The organism is Agromyces excoecariae, assembly GCF_051715505.1.
Lineage (GTDB): Bacteria > Actinomycetota > Actinomycetes > Actinomycetales > Microbacteriaceae > Agromyces.
Window position 1 is genome coordinate 1 of sequence record NZ_JBPSLA010000014.1, and the last position, 18,210, is coordinate 18,210.

The 18,210-nt window shown below is 72.3% G+C and carries 20 protein-coding genes; 18 read left to right on the forward strand and 2 right to left on the reverse strand.

Translation table 11 applies throughout. The features are described from left to right. Window positions 1-287, reverse strand: a 287-nt coding sequence (locus tag ACSJD1_RS13350; RefSeq protein ID WP_438855782.1) for a hypothetical protein, incomplete at its 3' end; no start/stop codon positions are given. A gap of 15 nt (window positions 288-302) precedes the next feature. Between ACSJD1_RS13350 and ACSJD1_RS13355 the strand changes: the two genes are divergently transcribed. The 17 genes from ACSJD1_RS13355 to ACSJD1_RS13435 all read left to right on the forward strand — a co-directional run bounded on the left by ACSJD1_RS13355 (window position 303) and on the right by ACSJD1_RS13435 (window position 16,433). Further along, window positions 303-1,283 carry a hypothetical protein gene (locus ACSJD1_RS13355; protein WP_438855783.1) on the forward strand — a complete coding sequence of 327 codons (981 nt, stop codon included), beginning with the start codon at window positions 303-305 and terminating at the stop codon, window positions 1,281-1,283. Next, window positions 1,280-2,311 carry an HAD-IIA family hydrolase gene (locus tag ACSJD1_RS13360; protein WP_438855784.1) on the forward strand — a complete coding sequence of 344 codons (1,032 nt, stop codon included), beginning with the start codon at window positions 1,280-1,282 and terminating at the stop codon, window positions 2,309-2,311. Before ACSJD1_RS13355 ends, ACSJD1_RS13360 begins: the two co-directional genes overlap by 4 nt. Window positions 2,312-2,399: 88 nt before the next feature. Continuing rightward, window positions 2,400-2,588 (forward strand): hypothetical protein, encoded by a 189-nt coding sequence (locus ACSJD1_RS13365; RefSeq protein WP_438855785.1) that lies wholly within the window; start codon window positions 2,400-2,402, stop codon window positions 2,586-2,588. A gap of 9 nt (window positions 2,589-2,597) precedes the next feature. After that, a complete protein-coding gene (locus ACSJD1_RS13370) occupies window positions 2,598-3,401 on the forward strand; it encodes a TlyA family RNA methyltransferase (RefSeq protein WP_438856033.1) in 804 nt (267 codons plus the stop codon). Next, entirely contained in the window at window positions 3,356-4,312 is a 957-nt protein-coding gene (locus tag ACSJD1_RS13375) for an NAD kinase (RefSeq protein WP_438855786.1), read from the forward strand. The genes ACSJD1_RS13370 and ACSJD1_RS13375 overlap by 46 nt, the downstream gene beginning before the upstream one ends. Then, window positions 4,305-6,002, forward strand: a complete 1,698-nt coding sequence (recN, locus tag ACSJD1_RS13380) for a DNA repair protein RecN (protein ID WP_438855787.1) — start codon at window positions 4,305-4,307, stop codon at window positions 6,000-6,002. Before ACSJD1_RS13375 ends, recN begins: the two co-directional genes overlap by 8 nt. A gap of 182 nt (window positions 6,003-6,184) precedes the next feature. Continuing rightward, window positions 6,185-7,858 (forward strand): CTP synthase, encoded by a 1,674-nt coding sequence (locus ACSJD1_RS13385; protein WP_438856034.1) that lies wholly within the window; start codon window positions 6,185-6,187, stop codon window positions 7,856-7,858. Window positions 7,859-7,901: 43 nt separating this feature from the next. Next, window positions 7,902-8,534 (forward strand): NUDIX domain-containing protein, encoded by a 633-nt coding sequence (locus tag ACSJD1_RS13390; RefSeq protein ID WP_438856035.1) that lies wholly within the window; start codon window positions 7,902-7,904, stop codon window positions 8,532-8,534. Next, window positions 8,531-9,436 carry a site-specific tyrosine recombinase XerD gene (locus tag ACSJD1_RS13395; RefSeq protein WP_438855788.1) on the forward strand — a complete coding sequence of 302 codons (906 nt, stop codon included), beginning with the start codon at window positions 8,531-8,533 and terminating at the stop codon, window positions 9,434-9,436. The genes ACSJD1_RS13390 and ACSJD1_RS13395 overlap by 4 nt, the downstream gene beginning before the upstream one ends. Before the next feature lie 45 nt (window positions 9,437-9,481). Further along, window positions 9,482-10,369 (forward strand): ParA family protein, encoded by an 888-nt coding sequence (locus ACSJD1_RS13400; RefSeq protein ID WP_438855789.1) that lies wholly within the window; start codon window positions 9,482-9,484, stop codon window positions 10,367-10,369. 94 nt (window positions 10,370-10,463) lie between these two features. Next, a complete protein-coding gene (locus ACSJD1_RS13405) occupies window positions 10,464-11,264 on the forward strand; it encodes a segregation and condensation protein A (protein WP_438856036.1) in 801 nt (266 codons plus the stop codon). Continuing rightward, window positions 11,254-11,979 (forward strand): SMC-Scp complex subunit ScpB, encoded by a 726-nt coding sequence (gene scpB / locus ACSJD1_RS13410; RefSeq protein ID WP_438855790.1) that lies wholly within the window; start codon window positions 11,254-11,256, stop codon window positions 11,977-11,979. Before ACSJD1_RS13405 ends, scpB begins: the two co-directional genes overlap by 11 nt. Next, the gene (locus ACSJD1_RS13415) at window positions 11,966-12,763 is read left to right on the forward strand and encodes a pseudouridine synthase (RefSeq protein ID WP_438855791.1); all 798 of its coding nucleotides are present in this window, start codon (window positions 11,966-11,968) and stop codon (window positions 12,761-12,763) included. The genes scpB and ACSJD1_RS13415 overlap by 14 nt, the downstream gene beginning before the upstream one ends. Further along, the gene (locus tag ACSJD1_RS13420; RefSeq protein ID WP_438855792.1) at window positions 12,764-13,846 is read left to right on the forward strand and encodes a prephenate dehydrogenase; all 1,083 of its coding nucleotides are present in this window, start codon (window positions 12,764-12,766) and stop codon (window positions 13,844-13,846) included. It begins immediately after the preceding gene. Next, a complete protein-coding gene (gene cmk / locus ACSJD1_RS13425) occupies window positions 13,843-14,538 on the forward strand; it encodes a (d)CMP kinase (protein ID WP_438855793.1) in 696 nt (231 codons plus the stop codon). Before ACSJD1_RS13420 ends, cmk begins: the two co-directional genes overlap by 4 nt. Before the next feature lie 50 nt (window positions 14,539-14,588). After that, on the forward strand, window positions 14,589-16,100 hold the full coding sequence (gene der / locus ACSJD1_RS13430; protein WP_438855794.1) for a ribosome biogenesis GTPase Der: 1,512 nt from the start codon (window positions 14,589-14,591) through the stop codon (window positions 16,098-16,100). 48 nt (window positions 16,101-16,148) lie between these two features. Continuing rightward, window positions 16,149-16,433: a DUF167 domain-containing protein gene (locus ACSJD1_RS13435; protein ID WP_438855795.1), complete on the forward strand. Its 285-nt coding sequence runs from the start codon at window positions 16,149-16,151 to the stop codon at window positions 16,431-16,433. On the opposite strand, the gene ACSJD1_RS13440 is transcribed toward ACSJD1_RS13435, so the two are convergent. Then, entirely contained in the window at window positions 16,357-17,154 is a 798-nt protein-coding gene (locus tag ACSJD1_RS13440; protein WP_438855796.1) for a YqjF family protein, read from the reverse strand. The two genes, ACSJD1_RS13435 and ACSJD1_RS13440, sit on opposite strands and share 77 nt — an antisense overlap. A gap of 85 nt (window positions 17,155-17,239) precedes the next feature. On the opposite strand from ACSJD1_RS13440, the gene ACSJD1_RS13445 reads away from it, so the two are divergent. Beyond that, complete coding sequence (locus ACSJD1_RS13445; protein WP_438855797.1) at window positions 17,240-18,190, forward strand: CHAD domain-containing protein; 951 nt, start codon at window positions 17,240-17,242, stop codon at window positions 18,188-18,190. The last annotated feature ends 20 nt before the right edge of the window (window positions 18,191-18,210 follow it).

Here is an 18,210-nt window from a genome sequence, read left to right on the forward strand (position 1 = left end):
GTTCGTATGGTTCGCGTGATGACCGTGGTGGTCAGCGTTCGTATGGTTCGCGTGATGACCGTGGTGGTCAGCGTTCGTATGGTTCGCGTGATGACCGTGGTGGTCAGCGTTCGTATGGTTCGCGTGATGACCGTGGTGGTCAGCGTTCGTATGGTTCGCGTGACGATCGTGGTGGTGAGCGGAAGTTCACGCCGCGCGGCACCGGGGATCGCCGGTACGGTTCGCGCGACGATCGCGCCGGCCGCGAGGAACGACGCCCGGATCGACCCGGCGGTTCGCGCGAGCATCGTTCGCACGGACGTGTGGCGGGCCGACCCGCCCAGCGTTCCTCGGATCGCGAGCGCGCTCCGCGTCAGGCTCTGCACGGCGCCGCCGAGCTCTCCGTCCGTCCGCGCCATGACGACCCGCCGATCGCCGATCGCATCACGCCGAAGGATCTCGACTCGGCCGCTCGCGCCGAGCTGAAGACCCTCTCCAAGGAGAACGCGGAGTGGGTCGCGCGGCACCTCGTCGCCGCGGCAGAGGCCCTCGAAGACGACCCCGAGCTGGCGCATCGCCACGCGCTGTCCGCTTCCCGGCGGGCGGGCCGGGTCGCCGTCGTGCGCGAGACGCTCGCGATCACCGCGTACGCGACCGGCGACTTCGCCCTCGCGCTCCGCGAATTGCGCACGTACCGCCGGATCTCGGGCAACGACGACCAGATCGCGCTCATGGTCGACAGCGAACGAGGCGTCGGACGCCCGGACCGCGCCCTCGAACTCGGCCGCTCCGTCGACCGCGCGACGCTTCCGGCGGCGGTGCAGGCCGCACTCGCGATCGCCATGTCCGGCGCCCGCCTCGACCTCGAACAGCCCGAGCTGGCGCTCGCGGAGCTCGAGGTGCCGCAGCTCGATCCGGGGCGAGCGTTCTCGTACAGCCCGGCGCTGTTCTCCGCGTACGCGGAGGTGCTCGACGAGCTCGGCCGTTCTGCGGATGCCGCGCACTGGCGTGCGCTGTCGGACCGCGCCGAAGCGGCACTCGAGGGCGCGCGACCCGATTTCATCGAGGTCTACGAACTGGAGGTCGACGAGGAACCGGTCGCCATCGACGACCGCGCCGCATCGGCCGGGCCCGAGGGCTCGACCGATGCGGACGCCGATGCAGCTCCGCTTCGAGCTGACGCGGTCGGCGACACCGACGGCGACCCGTCTGATGCGATCGAACCCGAGGTCGCGGCGATCCTGGCTGAGACCGCGGACCTGGATGGCGAACGCGACCCAGACGCCCGCCTCGACCAGGCATGAGTCCACTCTTCGCCGGGCGCCGCGCGGCGCCGACGCCACTCGACGGGGTGGATGCGGTCTTCGCCGACCTCGACGGCGTCGTCTACGCCGGACCCCACGCCATCCCGCACGCCGTCGACAGCCTGAACCGTGCCGCCGAGTCGATCCCGGTCGCGTACATCACGAACAACGCCTCGCGCAGCGACGAGCAGGTCGCGGCGCATCTCAGCTCGCTCGGATTGTCGCCCACGCCCCGCGATGTCGTGACCTCGCCCCAGGCGGCGATGCGGCTGCTCGCGGCATCCGTGGCCCCCGGCGCGCTCGTGCTCGTCGTTGGCGGGGACGGGATCGTCAGCGAGCTCGAGCGAGGCGGGTACCGGGTCACCCGCTCCGCAGACGACGCACCCGACGCCGTCATGCAGGGGTTCCACCCCGATGTCGGATGGCGCCAGCTCGCCGAGGCCGCGTTCGCGCTGAACGCGCACGGCGGGCCGGGGGAGCCCGGCGGCATCCCGTGGATCGCGACGAACATGGACTGGACGATCCCGGTCGAGCGCGGGATCGCGCCCGGCAACGGCACGCTCGTCTCCGCGGTCCACACCGCCGCGGGACGCTTCCCCGAGGTCGCCGGCAAGCCGGAGACGCCGATCTTCGACGAGGCCCGCGAGCGCTTCGGCGCGGAGCGTCCGCTCATGATCGGCGACCGGCTGGACACCGACATCCGCGGCGCCAACCGTGCCGGCATCGCCTCGCTCGTCGTACTCACGGGTATCGACCGCGCGAAGCAGGTCCTCGCCGCGGATGCCTCGAGCCGGCCGGACTTCATCCTCTCCGACCTCCGCGGGCTCCACGAGCCGTATCCCGAGGTGGAGCGGCGCCGTGACAGCGTGCGCGTCCGCGGTGCGGAGGTTCGCGTGAACGGGCGTCGCGTCGTGATCGAACGCGACGGTGACGACGCGCTCGACCTGCTGCGAGCCGCATGCGCGGCGATCTGGGAGTGCGGGACGGCGATCCACGCGCTCGACGTGCCGGAGCGCCTGTACCGCTGATCGCGACGGCGTCCGGGTGATCGCCCGGGCGGCGCCGGCACGGCGCGGGTCGAGTCGTGATGACGGCGGCACCGGGTAGCGTTGACGTGTGAGCACTGGAGATTTCGACGCCGGAGAGACGGTGCGGGCACCGGAGGATCTCGCGGCGGCCGCCGCCGACGCGCTCTCCTCCATCGAGGCCTCACCGCTCGACGAGCGCGCGGCCGGGTTCGACGCGATGGCGGATCAGCTCCGGCGTGAGCTCGAGCGTTCCGATCCCACCCGTTCCGCGAGCTGATCGGTGGCCATCCAGCGACTCGACGCGGCGATGGCGGCGCGGGGGCTCGCGCGGTCGCGCACGCACGCGGCGGCGTTGATCGCCGACGGAGCGGTGCACGTCGACGGGGATCCGGTCACGAAGGCCTCGCACCGAGTAGCCGACGACGCGGTGATCGAGGTCACCGCCGCCGACCACTACGTCAGCCGCGCCGCGCACAAGCTCGTCGCGGCCCTCGACGCCTTCGGCGTGGACCCCGCCGGCCGCATCGTGCTGGATGCGGGAGCCTCCACCGGCGGCTTCACGCAGGTGCTGCTCGAGCGCGGTGCGGCGACGGTGCTCGCGGTCGACGTCGGGCACGGTCAACTCGCGCCCGAACTCCACGGACGGCCCGGTCTGGTCCTGGTCGAGGGCTGCAACGTGCGACACCTCGACGCGGCTGCGCTCGCCCGGCTCACCGGCGTCGACGATCCGCCCTCGCTCGTCACGGCCGACCTGTCCTTCATCTCGCTGACGACCGTGCTGCCGGCGCTACGCGTGTCGGCGGCACCCGACGCCGAGTTCGTGCTGCTCGTGAAGCCGCAGTTCGAGGTCGGGCGCAGCGGCACGCGCGAGGGCGTCGTGCGTGATCCCGCGGCCCGGGGCGATGCGGTCGTGAACGTGCTGTGGGCCGCTCATGATCTCGGTCTCCGCACGGCGGGCGTCCTGTCCTCCCCGATCGCCGGAACCCATGGGAACCGCGAGGTCCTCGTCCTGCTCAGTCCGACGCGCGGCGCGGATCCGTCAGAATGGTCCAGTCAGGTCGGAGAAGCGACGGGAGGCGTCACGGCGTGAGCGATGCACGGCATTTCCTGGTGGTCTCCCACACCGGTCGGTCGTCGGCGCTCGAAGCCACCGCCGACGTCTGCGGGCAGCTCGTGGCCGCAGGCGCGGTGCCGGTCGTGGCTGCGGAGCAATGGCACGACGTCATGACCGCCCTCCCCGAACTCGAGGGCATGGTCATGCGCTTCGAGGAGGTCTCCCCGAAGCGCATCGAGCTCGTCATCGTCCTCGGGGGCGACGGCACGATCCTGCGCGCGGCGGAGTTGACGCGGGATCACCCGGTCCCACTGCTCGGCGTGAACCTCGGTCACGTGGGCTTCCTCGCCGAGAGCGAGCGCGACGACCTCGGCTACACCGTCGGCCGCGCGCTGGCGCGCGACTACACGGTCGAAGAACGCATGACGTTGTCCGTGCGGGCCAAGGTCGGCGAGGAGGTCGTGTACGAGGGGTGGGCGCTGAACGAGGCGACCGTCGAGAAGGCCGAACGCGAGCGCATGCTCGAAGTGGTGATCGAGGTGGACCGCCGGCCGTTGTCCTCGTTCGGGTGCGACGGGGTGGTGATGTCGACGCCGACCGGCTCGACGGCGTACTCGTTCTCGGCGGGCGGACCGGTCGTCTGGCCGGCCGTCGAGGCGCTCCTGCTCGTGCCGCTCAGCGCTCACGCGCTGTTCGCGCGGCCGCTCGTCATCGGTCCGGACTCGTCGCTCGCCGTCGAGGTGCTGCAGCGGACCGAGGCGACGGCCGTGATCTGGTGCGACGGCCGGCGGATGTTCGAACTCCCACCCGGCGCGCGGGTGATCGTCCGCCGTTCGACGGTACCCGTGCGCCTCGCCCGGCTGCACCAGGCGCCGTTCACCGATCGGCTCGTGAACAAGTTCCAGCTGCCCGTCACGGGTTGGAAGGGGCCGGTCGCCGGTGATTGAGGAACTCGGAATCCGCGACCTCGGGGTCATCGCCGACGCCACGCTGCCGCTCGGACCGGGCTTCACCGCAGTCACCGGCGAGACCGGCGCCGGCAAGACGATGGTCGTCACGGCGCTCGGGCTCCTGCTCGGGGCTCGGTCCGACGCGGGCACCGTGCGCTCCGGCGCGAAGCAGGCGTGGGTCGAGGGGCGTTGGCTGCTGGCCGATCCCTCGGCCGTGGCCGAGCGCGTCGCCGACGCGGGCGGCGAGATCGATGCGGGGGAGCTGCTCCTCGGCCGCTCGGTGTCCGCCGAGGGGCGCAGCCGTGCGATCGTCGGAGGTCGGAGCGCCCCGGTCGGTGTGCTCGCCGAGCTCGCCGATCACCTGGTCGTCGTGCACGGCCAGGCCGACCAGCAGCGGCTCCGGTCGGCGACCGCGCAGCGCGAGGCGCTCGATCGGTTCGCGGGGCCGGGTCTCGCCGACGTGCTCGGCGCCTACCGCGATGCGTATCGCGCATGGCGCGCCGAAGGCGACGAGCTCCGCTCGCTTCGAGAGCACCACGAGGAGCGGCTCCGCGAGGCCGAGGAGTTGCGCATCGCGCTCGACGAACTCGAGAGCGCCGACCCGCAGGTCGGCGAGGACGAGGCGCTGCAGGAACGCGCCGACCGGCTCACGAACCTCGAAGACCTGCGCCTGGCCGCGGCCCAGGCCAGGGAGCTCATCTCGGCCGAGGTGGCCGGCGACGACACGCCGGACGCCATCACGCTCGTCGAGTCCGCTCGGCGCCACGTCGACCGCGTCGTGGCACACGATCCCGCGCTCGCCCCGATCGCGGAGGCGGTCGCGAGCGCCGGGTTCGCCCTCGCCGATGCGGCCGCGGAGCTCTCCGGGTACCTCGCCGGCCTCGACGCCGACGGGGCAGCGGAGCTCGAGGCGGTGCAGGAGCGCCGAGCGGTCCTCGCGAGCCTGATCCGCCGGCACGGCACGCTCGACGCCGCGATCGCATTCCGACACGACGGCGGACTCCGCCTCGTCGAGCTCGACGGCGACGACGACCGGATCGAGCTCCTCGAGCGCGCCGTCGAGCGCCGCGCCGAGGAGGTGGACGAACTCGCCGTCGAGCTCAGTGCGCTCCGGACCGACGCGGCATCCCGTCTGGCCGCCGCGGTCACCGGCGAGCTCACCGCCCTCGCGATGCCCGACGCCGAGCTCACCGTGGAGGTCGAGCCCCTCGCGGAGCCGACCTCGCACGGTCGAGACCAGGTCTCGATCCTGCTTCGCCCGCACCCCGGCACCGAGCCGCGACCGGTTGCGAAGGGTGCCTCGGGAGGCGAGCTCTCGCGCGTGATGCTCGCCATCGAGGTCGTCATCGCGGGTGCCGATCCCGTGCCGACGTTCGTGTTCGACGAGGTCGACGCGGGCGTCGGCGGCGCCGCCGCGATCGAGATCGGCCGACGCCTCGCGCGGCTGGCCGAGCGCTCCCAGGTGATCGTGGTCACCCACCTCGCCCAGGTCGCGGCGTTCGCGTCGAACCACCTCAGCGTCGTGAAGGGCACCGACGGTCGTGTCACGGCGTCCAGCGTCCGCCAGCTCGAGGGCGTCGAGCGCGAGGCCGAGATGGCGCGCCTGCTCTCGGGACTCGCCGACTCCGAGTCCGGGCTCGCGCACGCGCGCGAGCTGCTCGAGATCGCCGACGGCGACGCGGCCTGACGTTGCGCGGCCGGTCGGCGACACGCCCGGCGATGCCCGGTTCCGGGTCGGGATCCGTGGGGAATTCGCCCGAGAATCCGGCGGACGCGGCATCCGACCCCCGCACACGGGAGAGGTTCGGGCCATTCCCAGCCGGGAGTCGGATAGACTACAAGCCCGTGGTGGATGATCGCGGCGCAGACATTTCGAACGGCACGACCAAGCACATCTTCGTGACTGGTGGTGTCGTTTCCTCTTTGGGCAAGGGCCTGACGGCGGCAAGCCTCGGCAACCTGCTCACGGCGCGGGGCCTGCGGGTGGTGATGCAGAAGCTCGACCCCTACCTCAACGTCGATCCGGGAACCATGAACCCGTTCCAGCACGGCGAGGTCTTCGTGACCGACGACGGGGCCGAGACCGACCTCGACATCGGGCACTACGAACGGTTCCTCGACATCGACCTGTCGCAGGCGGCGAACGTCACGACGGGGCAGATCTACTCGACCGTCATCGCCAAGGAGCGGCGCGGCGAGTACCTCGGCGACACGGTCCAGGTGATCCCGCACATCACCGACGAGATCAAGCGCCGCATGCGCCTCCAGGCGACCGAGACGCCGAAGCCCGACGTCATCATCACCGAGATCGGCGGCACGGTCGGCGACATCGAGTCGCAACCGTTCATCGAGTCCGCGCGCCAGGTGCGCCACGAGCTCGGTCGCAAGAACGTCTTCTTCGTCCACGTCTCACTGGTGCCGTTCATGGGCGCGTCGGGCGAGCAGAAGACCAAGCCGACGCAGCACTCCGTGGCGGCCCTCCGCTCGATCGGCATCCAGCCCGATGCCCTCGTGCTGCGCAGCGACCGTCCGGTCACCGAGGCGAACAAGCGCAAGATCGCGCTCATGTGCGACGTCGACGAGGCAGCCGTCGTCAACGCGGTCGACGTGCCCTCCATCTACGACATCCCGACGATGCTGCACGAGCAGGGCCTCGACGCCTACCTGATCGAGGCACTCGGTCTCGACGACAAGGCCGCCGACGTCGACTGGTCGGCGTGGGCCGACCTGCTGCGCGTCGTGCACGACCCCGCACACGAGGTGACGGTCGGCCTCGTCGGCAAGTACATCGACCTGCCCGACGCGTACCTCTCGGTCACCGAGGCGCTCCGCGCGGGCGGGTTCGCCAACGAGGCCAAGGTCAACATCGAGTGGATCCCGTCGGACGAGTGCCGCACCCCGGAGGGGGCGAAGGAGAAGCTGTCGCACCTCGACGGCATCTGCGTGCCCGGCGGGTTCGGCGTGCGCGGCATCGAGGGCAAGCTCGGTGCGCTGCACTTCGCGCGTGAGAACGGCATCCCGACGCTCGGACTCTGCCTCGGCCTGCAGTGCATGGTGATCGAGTACTCGCGGAACGTGGCCGGGCTCCCGGGGGCATCTTCCAGCGAATTCGACCCCGACACCGAGTTCCCGGTCATCGCGACCATGGAGGAGCAGGTCGAGATCATCGCCGGCGGCGACCTCGGCGGAACCATGCGCCTCGGCCTCTACCCGGCTGCACTCGACGAGGGCTCGATCGTCGCCGAGCTCTACGGCGCGACCGAGGTCTCCGAGCGGCACCGCCACCGGTACGAGGTCAACAACGCCTACCGCGACCGCATCGCCGAGGCCGGCCTGGTCTTCTCGGGCATGTCGCCGAGTCGCCACCTCGTCGAATTCGTCGAGCTCCCGCGCGACGTGCACCCGTTCTACGTCGCCACGCAGGCGCACCCCGAGCTCCGCAGCCGGCCGAACGATGCGCACCCGCTGTTCCGTGGTCTCGTCGGCGCGGCACTCGAGCGCCGGAAGGCGAGCCTGCTCTTCGACGACGTCGAGGACGCCTGACGTGACGCGTGAGGTCGGCGGGCGGGCGAAGGCGCCCGCCGGCCTGCCCGCCGACGACTACGTCGACCTGCCGGTGCTCCACCGCGAGACCGTGTTCGAGGGCCGCATCTGGGACGTTCGCCGCGACACGCTCGAGTACGGCCCGGATCGGACCCGCATCGTCCGCGAGTACGTCGCGCACCCCGGTGCGGTCGCGATCCTCGCGCTCGACGAGGACGAGCGGGTGCTGCTCATCAAGCAGTACCGGCAGCCGGTGCGCGCCCGCGACTGGGAGATCCCGGCGGGCCTGCTCGACGTCGCGCACGAACCGCCCGTCGAGGCGGCAAAGCGCGAACTCGCCGAGGAGGCCGACCTCGTGGCATCCGACTGGGCCGTTCTCGCCGACTACTTCACGACGCCGGGCGGCAGCGACGAGGCGATCCGCATCTTCCTCGCCCGCGGGCTCGCCGCGGCGCCGGAGGCGTACGCCCGTGAGGACGAGGAGGCCGACATGGAACTGCGCTGGGTTGCGCTCGACGACTGCGCCGATGCGGTCCTCGCACGGCAGGTCGGCAACCCGTCGCTGACCGTCGGCGTACTCGCCGCCGTCGCGGCCCGCGCCCGAGGGTGGTCGACGCTCGGCCGCGCCGACGCAGCGTGGCCCGCGCACCCGAGCCAGAGGCCGGCCGCCGGGTGAGTCCGCGCGCGGTCGACGACTACCTGCGGCACCTCACCGTGGAACGGGGCCTCGCGCGGAACAGCCTCGCCTCGTACCGTCGAGACCTCGCCATCTACACCGACTGGCTGGACGGGGCGGGCATCGCCGGACCCGAGCACGCCGCAGCGGCCGACCTGTCGGCGTTCGTGCGCTACCTCGGCGCCGAGCGCGAGCCCACGCTCGCCGTCGCGTCGATCGCCCGGGTGCTCTCCGCGGTGCGGGGCCTGCACCGCTTCCTCGCCGAGGAAGGGCGCACGCCGACCGACCCGGCCAAGGACCTCCGGCCGCCGAAGCTCCCGATGCGACTGCCGAAGGCGATCCCGGTCGAGGACGTCGCCGCGATCATCGATGCAGCCCGCGTCGGCGAGGAGGTCACGGCGCTGCGGGACGTCGCGCTGCTCGAACTCCTCTACGCGACCGGCGCGCGCGTCTCCGAGGCCACTGCGCTGAACGTCGACGACCTGGTCGACGAGGACGTCGTCCGGCTCTTCGGCAAGGGCGGCACCGAGCGGATCGTGCCCGTCGGCAGCTACGCCAGGGCCGCCCTCGACGCGTACCTCGTCCGATCCCGGCCGGTGCTCTCGTCGCGGGGGAGCGCGACGCCGGCGCTCTTCCTCGGCGTGCGCGGCAGGCGCATGTCCCGTCAGGCCGTCTGGCAGGCGCTGCAGGATGCCGCGGAGCGGGCCGGGGTCGCGGCATCCGTCTCGCCTCACACGCTGCGGCACTCGTTCGCGACGCACCTGCTCGCCGGCGGTGCCGACGTCCGCGTCGTGCAGGAGCTGCTCGGCCATGCATCCGTCGCCACGACGCAGATCTACACGCTGGTCACAGCGGACACACTCCGTGAGATGTACACGGTCGCCCACCCACGCGCTCGCTAGAATCGACCAAGCAATCCGGAATCGACGGGGAGAGAGAGCCGCACCGTGACCTATGAACACGACCCGGCGGACGGCACCGCCACGCTGGAGTCGTCGGATCTGGGTCCCACCGGTCGCCCCGCGCGCGAGTTCCCCGAACCGCCCCGGCTGGCCTCGCACGGACCGGCCCGGATCATCGCCCTCTGCAACCAGAAGGGCGGCGTCGGCAAGACCACGACGACGATCAACCTGGGCGCGGCGCTCGCCGAGTACGGTCGCCGCGTGCTCGCGGTCGACTTCGACCCGCAGGGGGCGCTCTCCGCCGGGCTCGGCGTGCAGACGCACGACGTCCCGACCATCTACGACCTGCTGCTCTCGCGGAACGTGGCGCCGGCCGATGCCATCCAGCGCACCGGCGTCGAGGGCCTCGACGTGATCCCCGCCAACATCGACCTCTCGGCCGCCGAGGTGCACCTGGTGACCGAGGTCGCGCGCGAGCAGATCCTCGCCGGGGTGCTGCGCAAGGTCTCGGCCGACTACGACGTGGTCCTCATCGACTGCCAGCCATCGCTCGGCCTGCTGACCGTGAACGCGCTCACCGCGAGCCACGGCGTGGTGATCCCGCTGGAATGCGAGTACTTCGCCCTGCGCGGCGTGGCGCTGCTCATCGAGACGATCGACAAGGTGCGTGATCGACTGAACCCGGCGATCACGCTCGACGGCATCCTCGCGACGATGTACGACGCGCGGACGCTGCACTCGCGCGAGGTGCTCGAGCGGGTCGTCGACGCGTTCGACGACAAGGTGCTCGAGACCGTCATCACGCGCACCGTGAAGTTCCCGGATGCCACCGTCGCCGCGACGCCGATCACCGAGTTCGCGCCCGAGCACCCCGCCTCCCGGGCGTACCGTCAGCTCGCGAGGGAGCTGGTCGACCGTGGCGCGGTCGCCTGAGCCGAGGGCGGCGGAGACGATCGGTCCGGCGGGCGAGGCGGGCGACGCACCCGATGCGCCCGAACCGACTGCTGCCGCCGGCCCCGCCGCACCGATCGAGCCTGCGTCCGAACCCCGGTTCCGGGTCGCCCTGACGAACTTCGAGGGCCCGTTCGACCTGCTGCTCTCCCTCATCGCCAAGCACGAACTCGACATCACGGAGGTCTCGCTCTCGGCGGTGACCGACGAGTTCATCGCCTACCTCCGCGGCATCGAGACCGACGAGGACCTCGACCGGGCGAGCGAGTTCCTCGTCGTCGCGGCCACGCTGCTCGACCTCAAGGTCGCCGGACTCCTGCCGCAGGGCGAGCTCGTCGACGCTGAAGACGTCGCGCTCCTCGAGGCGCGCGACCTGTTGTTCGCCCGGCTGCTGCAGTACCGGGCGTTCAAGGAGGCGGCACGGTGGTTCGGCGGCCGCATCGAGGTGGAGTCGTCGCGCCACGCGCGCACGGTGAAGCTCGAGGAGCGGTTCCGCCAGCGCACGCCCGAGCTGCGCTGGACCCTCGGGCCCGCCGACTTCGCAGCGCTGGCCAAGCTCGCGCTCACGCCGCGCGAGCTGCCGACCGTGGGCCTGGACCACCTGCACGCACCGCTCGTGTCGATCCGCGAGCAGGCCGCGCACGTGGTCGCGGTGCTGCGCCGTGGCGAACCGGTCACGTTCCGTCGGCTCATCGCGGGCGTGGATCGGCCCGGGGTGGTCGTCGCTCGGTTCCTCGCGGTCCTCGAGCTCTACCGGCACAACGCGATCGGATTCGAGCAGCTCGAACCGCTGGGGGAGTTGACGCTGCGATGGGCCGCGAACGAGAACTGGTCCGACGATCGACTGGACAGCCTGGGAGCCGACTATGACGAATGAGACGGATGCCGCGATGCCGAGCGACGGCACGGCGCGCACCGATGCCGGGTCGGCCGCCGGCGACCGCCCCGAGGTCTCGGTGGCGACCCCGCTCGACGTGCCCGGCCAGCCCCGGCTCGACCTCGACCGCGCCCTCGAGGCGCTGCTCTTCATCGCCGACGAGCCGCAGGGCCTCGTGCACCTCGCCGCGGCGGTCGCGCGTCCCATCGCCGAGGTGAAGGCGTCGATCGGCCGCCTCGTCGCGGACTACGACGGCGGGGCGCCGTCGGGCGAGCCGCGCACCGACGCGGCCGGCGAGCAGCGCGAGGCCGGAGGCATCCGTCGGGCCTTCGAACTGCGCGAGGTCGGCGGCGGCTGGCGCTTCTACGCACGCACCGAGTACGACGCGCTCATCACCGACGCGGTGCTCGCACAGACCTCGACCAAGCTCTCGCAGGCGGCGCTCGAGACGCTCGCCGTGATCGCGTACAAGCAGCCGATCTCGCGCTCATCGATCGCGTCCATCCGCGCCGTGAACGTCGACTCGGTCGTGCGCACGCTGTACGGTCGCGGCCTCATCACCGAGGTCGACACCGACGAGGAGACCGGCGCGATCCTGTACGGCACGACCGACCTGCTGCTGACGAACCTCGGCATCGCGTCGCTCGACGACCTGCCGCCGATCTCGCCGCTGCTCGACGGCGGCCAGGAGGGATTCGAACGTGACCTCGTCTGAACGACCCGGCGGCCAGGACGGCTCGCCCGAGGGCGTCCGGCTGCAGAAGGCGCTCGCCGCGGCCGGGGTCGCGAGCCGCCGCGTCGTGGAGAACCTCATCGTCGAGGGACGCATCGAGGTGAACGGCCGGGTCGTGACCGAGCTCGGCACCCGCATCGACCCGCTCGCCGATCGCGTCTCGGTCGACGGCGTCGCGGTGCAGCTCGACCAGGAGAAGCGCTACTTCATGCTGAACAAGCCGCGCGGCGTCGTCTCGACGATGCGCGACGAGCAGGGCCGGCCCGACCTGCGCCGCTTCACCGACCCACTCGACGTACGGGTCTTCAACGTGGGGCGCCTCGACGGCGACACGAGCGGCCTGCTGCTGCTCACGAACGACGGCGAGCTCGCGCACGTGCTCGCGCACCCGTCGTTCGGCGTCGAGAAGACGTACATCGCGAAGGTGGCCGGGCGGATGACTCCGCAGACGCTGCAGCGGCTGAAGCGCGGCGTCGACCTCGACGACGGCCCGATCCGCGCGGACCGCGCGAAGATCCTGCAGGCGCAGGGCGACCAGCGGCACACCATGGTCGAGGTCACGCTGCACTCGGGCCGCAACCGGATCGTCAGGCGCATGCTCGACGCGGTCGGCCACCCGGTCGTCGAGCTCGTGCGCCGCCAGTTCGGCCCGCTGCACCTCGGCACGCTGAAGTCGGGCGCGGTGCGCGAGTTGACTAGAGTCGAACTCGGCCAGCTGCTCACCATCGTGCGCGCGGCGGACGCCGATCGGAAGGGGAACGGGTAGGTGGTCGAGTCACGGCTCATCGGACCGGTCCGCGTCGTCGGTGCCGGGCTCCTCGGAACGAGCGTGGCGCTCGGGCTCCGCACGCGAGGCATCGACGTGATCCTCGCCGACGCGTCCCCGACGCACGTCGCGATCGCCGTCGACCTCGGTGCCGGCCGGCTCGCGCAGGCCGACGACGCGCCGCAGCTCATCGTCGTCGCCGTGCCGCCGGACGTCACGGCGAACGTCGTCGCGGCCGAGCTCGCCGCCTTCCCGGGGGCGATCGTGACCGATGTCGCGAGCGTGAAGTCCGGCATCCTCGCCGAGCTCGAGGCCGTGGGCGCCGACGTCTCCCGGTACATCGGCTCGCACCCGCTCGCGGGCCGCGAGCGCGGGGGACCGCTCGCCGCACGCGCCGACCTCTTCGTCGGCCGCCCCTGGGTCGTCGCCGCGCACGACGAGATCAGCTACCGGCGGGCGAGCGCGATCGACGACCTCATCCTCGACCTCGGCGCGACCCTCGTCGAGATGACGCCGGAGGAGCACGACGCCGGCGTCGCGCTCATCTCGCACGTGCCGCAGGTCGTCTCGAGCATCATGGCGCGGCGGTTCCTCGACGCGCCGAATGCGGCACTCGGCCTCGCCGGGCAGGGCGTTCGGGACGTCACCCGGGTCGCGGCGAGCGACCCCGACCTGTGGGTGCAGATCCTCGGCGCCAACGCGTCTCCGGTGCGCGACATCCTCGTGGCCTACCGCGAGGACCTCGACCGATTCATCGATGCGCTCGAGGACCCCGCCGCGCCCGGCGCTCGCCGACGGGTCGCCGAGGAACTCACCGGTGGCAACACCGGGGTCGCGCGCCTGCCAGGCAAGCACGGGACCGACAAGCGCTTCACGACGATCGTCGTGATGATCGACGACCGCCCGGGGCAGCTCGCTCGCCTCCTCGCCGAGATCGGCGAGATCGGCGTGAACCTCGAAGACCTCCGCCTCGAGCACTCGCCCGGCCGCCAGGTCGGCCTCGCCGAAGTGCAGGTCGTGCCCGAGGCAGCCGACCGACTGACCACCGAGCTGGCCGCCCGCGGCTGGCGGATCGCAGGATGACCATGCAGCACGACCCCGTCCACCCGTTCGTCGTCGCGGTCGACGGCCCCGCCGGAAGCGGCAAGTCGAGCGTGTCGAAGGAGGCCGCACGGCAACTCGGCTGGGGCTTCCTCGACACGGGGGCCGCGTACCGGGCGCTCGCCTGGCACGCGATCGCCTGCGGCGTGGACACGGCGGACGCGGCATCCGTCGTCTCGTGCCTCGATTCGTTCGACTACCGCATCGGCACCGATCCGACCGGCTACGCGGTGCACGTCGGCTCGACCGATGTCACGCAGGCGATCCGCGAGCCGGGCATCTCGGGCGTCGTGAGCCGGGTGGCGCGGGTGCCGGAGGTGCGTGCGCACCTCATCGAGCTGTTCCGGGCGATCATGGCCGCCGAGCGGCGCGGTGGGATCGTCGTCGAGGGACGCGACATCACGACCGTGGTCGCGCCCGACGCGCCCGCCCGCATCCTGCTCACCGCGTCGGAGGAGGTCCGAATGGCGCGGCGCTCGGCGGAGCTCGTCGGTCACTCAGCCGCCGCCACGGGCCAACAGCTGCGCGCGCGCGACGCGGCCGACTCGAAGGTCGTCGACTTCATGAACGCCGCCGACGGCGTCGTCACGGTCGACTCGACCGACCTCGACTTCGACGAGACCGTCGAGGCGGTGCTCGCCGTCATCCGAGATGCTCAGGTTCGAACTGGTTGAATAGACAGGTTGTGCGCTCGCGCGCGACCCCGAGACACCCAGGAGTTGGAATGACCGATCGCGACGACGAGTTCGACGCCCCCGAGGACGACCTCGCCGAGCGCCTCGCCGGCGTCGACGACGAGCTCGCCGAGCAGCGCGCCGCCGCACTCCGGTCGGGCCTCGACGACTACGACCTCGAGGACGAGGACCTCGACCTGCTCGAGCACTCCGAGGAGGGCGTGGAGGGCATCCGCTACCTCCCGGCGCTGCCGGTCATCGCGATCGTCGGACGTCCCAACGTGGGCAAGTCGGCGCTCGTCAACCGCATCCTCGGCCGCCGCGAGGCCGTCGTCGAGGACACGCCCGGCGTGACCCGCGACCGCGTGTCGTACAAGGGCGAGTGGCTCGACCGCCGCTTCACCCTCGTCGACACGGGCGGTTGGGAGCCCGACGCGAAGGGCATCGACGCCTCGGTGGCCGCGCAGGCCGAGGTCGCGATCGACCTCTCCGACGTGGTGCTCTTCGTGGTGGATGCCACGGTCGGCGCGACCGCGACCGACGAGCACGTCGTCCGGCTCCTCCGCAAGACGAAGAAGCCCGTCTTCCTCGTCGCGAACAAGGTCGACGACGCCCGCCAGGAGCCCGAGGCCGCCGCGCTCTGGAACCTCGGCCTCGGCGAGCCGTACCCGGTCTCCGCACTGCACGGGCGCGGGGTGGCCGACATGCTCGAAGAGGTGTTCAAGGTCCTCCCGCAGGTCTCGGCCGTCGCGAAGGACGAATTCGGCGGCCCCCGCCGGGTCGCGATCCTCGGCCGTCCGAACGTGGGCAAGTCGAGCCTGCTCAACAAGGCCGCCCGCGAGGAGCGCGTCGTCGTCAACGACCTCGCCGGCACCACCCGCGACCCGGTCGACGAGCAGATCGAGCTCGGCGGCAAGGTGTGGCGCTTCGTCGACACCGCCGGAATCCGCCGCCGCGTGCACCTGCAGCAGGGCGCCGACTTCTACGCGTCGCTGCGCACGCAGGCCGCGCTCGAGAAGGCCGAGGTCGCGGTCGTGCTCCTCGACGTCTCGCAGCCGATCTCCGAACAGGACGTCCGCATCATCGACCTCGTGCTCGAGTCGGGCCGCGCGCTCGTGCTCGCGTACAACAAGTGGGACCTCCTCGACGACGACCGTCGCCGCTACCTCGAGCGAGAGATCGAGCAGGACCTGCACCACGTGCAGTGGGCGCCGCGCGTGAACATCTCCGCGAAGACCGGTCGGCACCTCGAGAAGCTCGTGCCCGCACTGGAGACCGCGCTCGAGTCGTGGGACACGCGCATCCCGACCGGCAAGTTCAACGCGTTCCTCACCGAGCTCGTCCAGGCCCACCCGCACCCGCTGCGCGGCGGCAAGCAGCCGCGCATCCTGTTCGGCACGCAGGCGTCGACGCGGCCGCCGACCTTCGTGCTGTTCACGACCGGGTTCCTCGACCCCGGCTACCGCCGGTTCATCCAGCGGCGCCTGCGAGAGATCTACGGCTTCGTCGGCACGCCCATCGTGACGAACATGCGCGTCCGCGAGAAGCGCCAGCGGGCGTAGCCCCGCCTGACGACCTGCCGAGCGGATGTCCCGACGAACACGAGCGCGATGGAGCTGACCGTGCGCGTGAAGCCGGGCAGCCGTCGGGGGCCGCTCGTCGTGCCGACGCCGGACGACCCCGCGGCATCCGTCACCGTGCACGTCCGCGAGCGCGCCGTCGACGGAGCCGCCAACGCGGGCGTCGTCGCCGCGCTCGCCGCGCACTTCGGGGTGCGCCGGGGCGACGTCGAGATCTTGCGCGGGCACACCGCGCGGATCAAGCGGGTGCGGGTCGACGGCGTGCGACCGGCTGGAGGCGCCACGCCGGCGCCTCGATCGCTCGCGGACGGCTGAAGGCCGTCACGACGCCCGTCGAAGCGAGCACCGAGTCGGGCGGGCGCGCCGCGAGGTCGTCGAAGCCCGACGCCGCGAGCAGGTCGTCCTCGATCTCGAGGAGCTCGGCGCGCAGCAGCGGCCAGGGTTCGTGCGTGTTCCGCGCCCAGACGGTGCGGCCGAGGTGCTGCTCGTGGAAGCCCCAGCGGGCGGTGAGGAACCCCGCGAGGTCCGCATCGGGCGCGTCGGCGCGGAGGGGCTCGCCGAGGCGGGCGCGGATGCGGGTCGACGGGCCGCCGGGGCCGTGACGACGGCTTCGGAAGTCGAGCTCGTGGCCGGAGGCATCCACCCGGTGGACGACGCGCGAACTCGCCCAGTGGTACGGCAGCCCGAAGGCGACCCGGGCCGCGATGACCGGGAGGAGGCGACCCGCTTCGAGGGTGCGGAAGACCACCCCGCGGTTGCCGTCATGGTCGACCGAGTAGAGCCGCACGTTCACCTCGACGAACGTGCCGAGGCGATGCATCGGCGGCAGCGGCGGGAAGCGGGTGTCGGCGAGGACGAATGGGATGAGGCCGACCCAGGTCGCGCCGTCGAGGACGTCGGGCCGCGTACCCGGCGGGAGGTGTGGCTCGACGAGCGCGGGGTCCACGCGCCAGTGCAGGAAGACGAGGTCGCGCCAGCGCTGCTCGACGACCACGCGGCCGGGCAACGGCGGGCTCGCGGACGGCAGTCCCTGCATGCGGCCATCATCGCGCGCGCGGCGGTGCGGTCGGAAGGGCCGTTGTGCCGTTGACGCACGAGGGCGCCGGCCCGACGATGGTCGCGTGGATCCTGGAGAGGACGCGCCCGAGGCGGCCGACGCACGTGCCGACGCGGGCACGGCGGTCGTCGCCGCGCTCCTCGCGGTCCGCGACCGGTTCCACGGGTTCCTCCCCGCGGCGCTCGCCGATGAGCACGATGCGCTGCACCAGTTGCGGACGAACGTGCGGCGACTGCGCAGCGTCCTCGCCGCGTACGGTGCGGTGCTCGACGAGGCCGTCGTCACCGGCCTGCGTCGACGGTGGCGCGAGCTCGGCCAGGAACTCGGCACGGTGCGCGACCTCGAGGTGCGCGTGCAGGTCGCGGAAGCGGCGCTCCTCGAGGCCGACGAGGCGGGCAGGTTCGCCTCCGCGACGGAACGCGAACGGATCCGCGGGACCCTGATCGACGAGGAGCGCGCCGCCCACGGCCGCGCGCACGCCCGGTTCGTCGAGCGCCAGGCCCTGCCGCGGGCCGTCGAGCGGCTCGAGGAGCTGGATCGGGTGCTCGCAGCGCCGCCGTTCACAGAGCGTGCGGCGCGCGACGCGACCGCCGAGCTCGGTAAGCTTCTCGACCGCGAGGCGACGCGCGCCGCGCGACGGGCGCGCCACCTGCCGACGGAGCCCTCGCTCGACGAGCTGCACGACCTCCGGAAGGCCTCGCGCCGGCTCCGCTACGCAGCGGAGGCGGTGACCCAGCCTCCGTCGGAGGTGTTCGGTGCGCGAGCGCGTGCGCTCGCAGACGCGGGCGACGACATCCACGACGTGCTCGGCGACCATCGCGATGAGCTGCTGTTCGCCGAGCACCTGCGGCGCGCGGCCGCTCACGCGGCGCACGCGGGCGACCCGGCCGACGTGCTCCGTCGCCTCGCCGACGACGCCGATGCCCGCGCCGCCGCACACCTCGCGAAGCTCCCCGACACGGCGCGCGAGCTCACGAGGGCCGCGGGCGCGTGGCACGCGCACCGCCCGCACTGAGCCCCGGAGCGCAGCCTCGT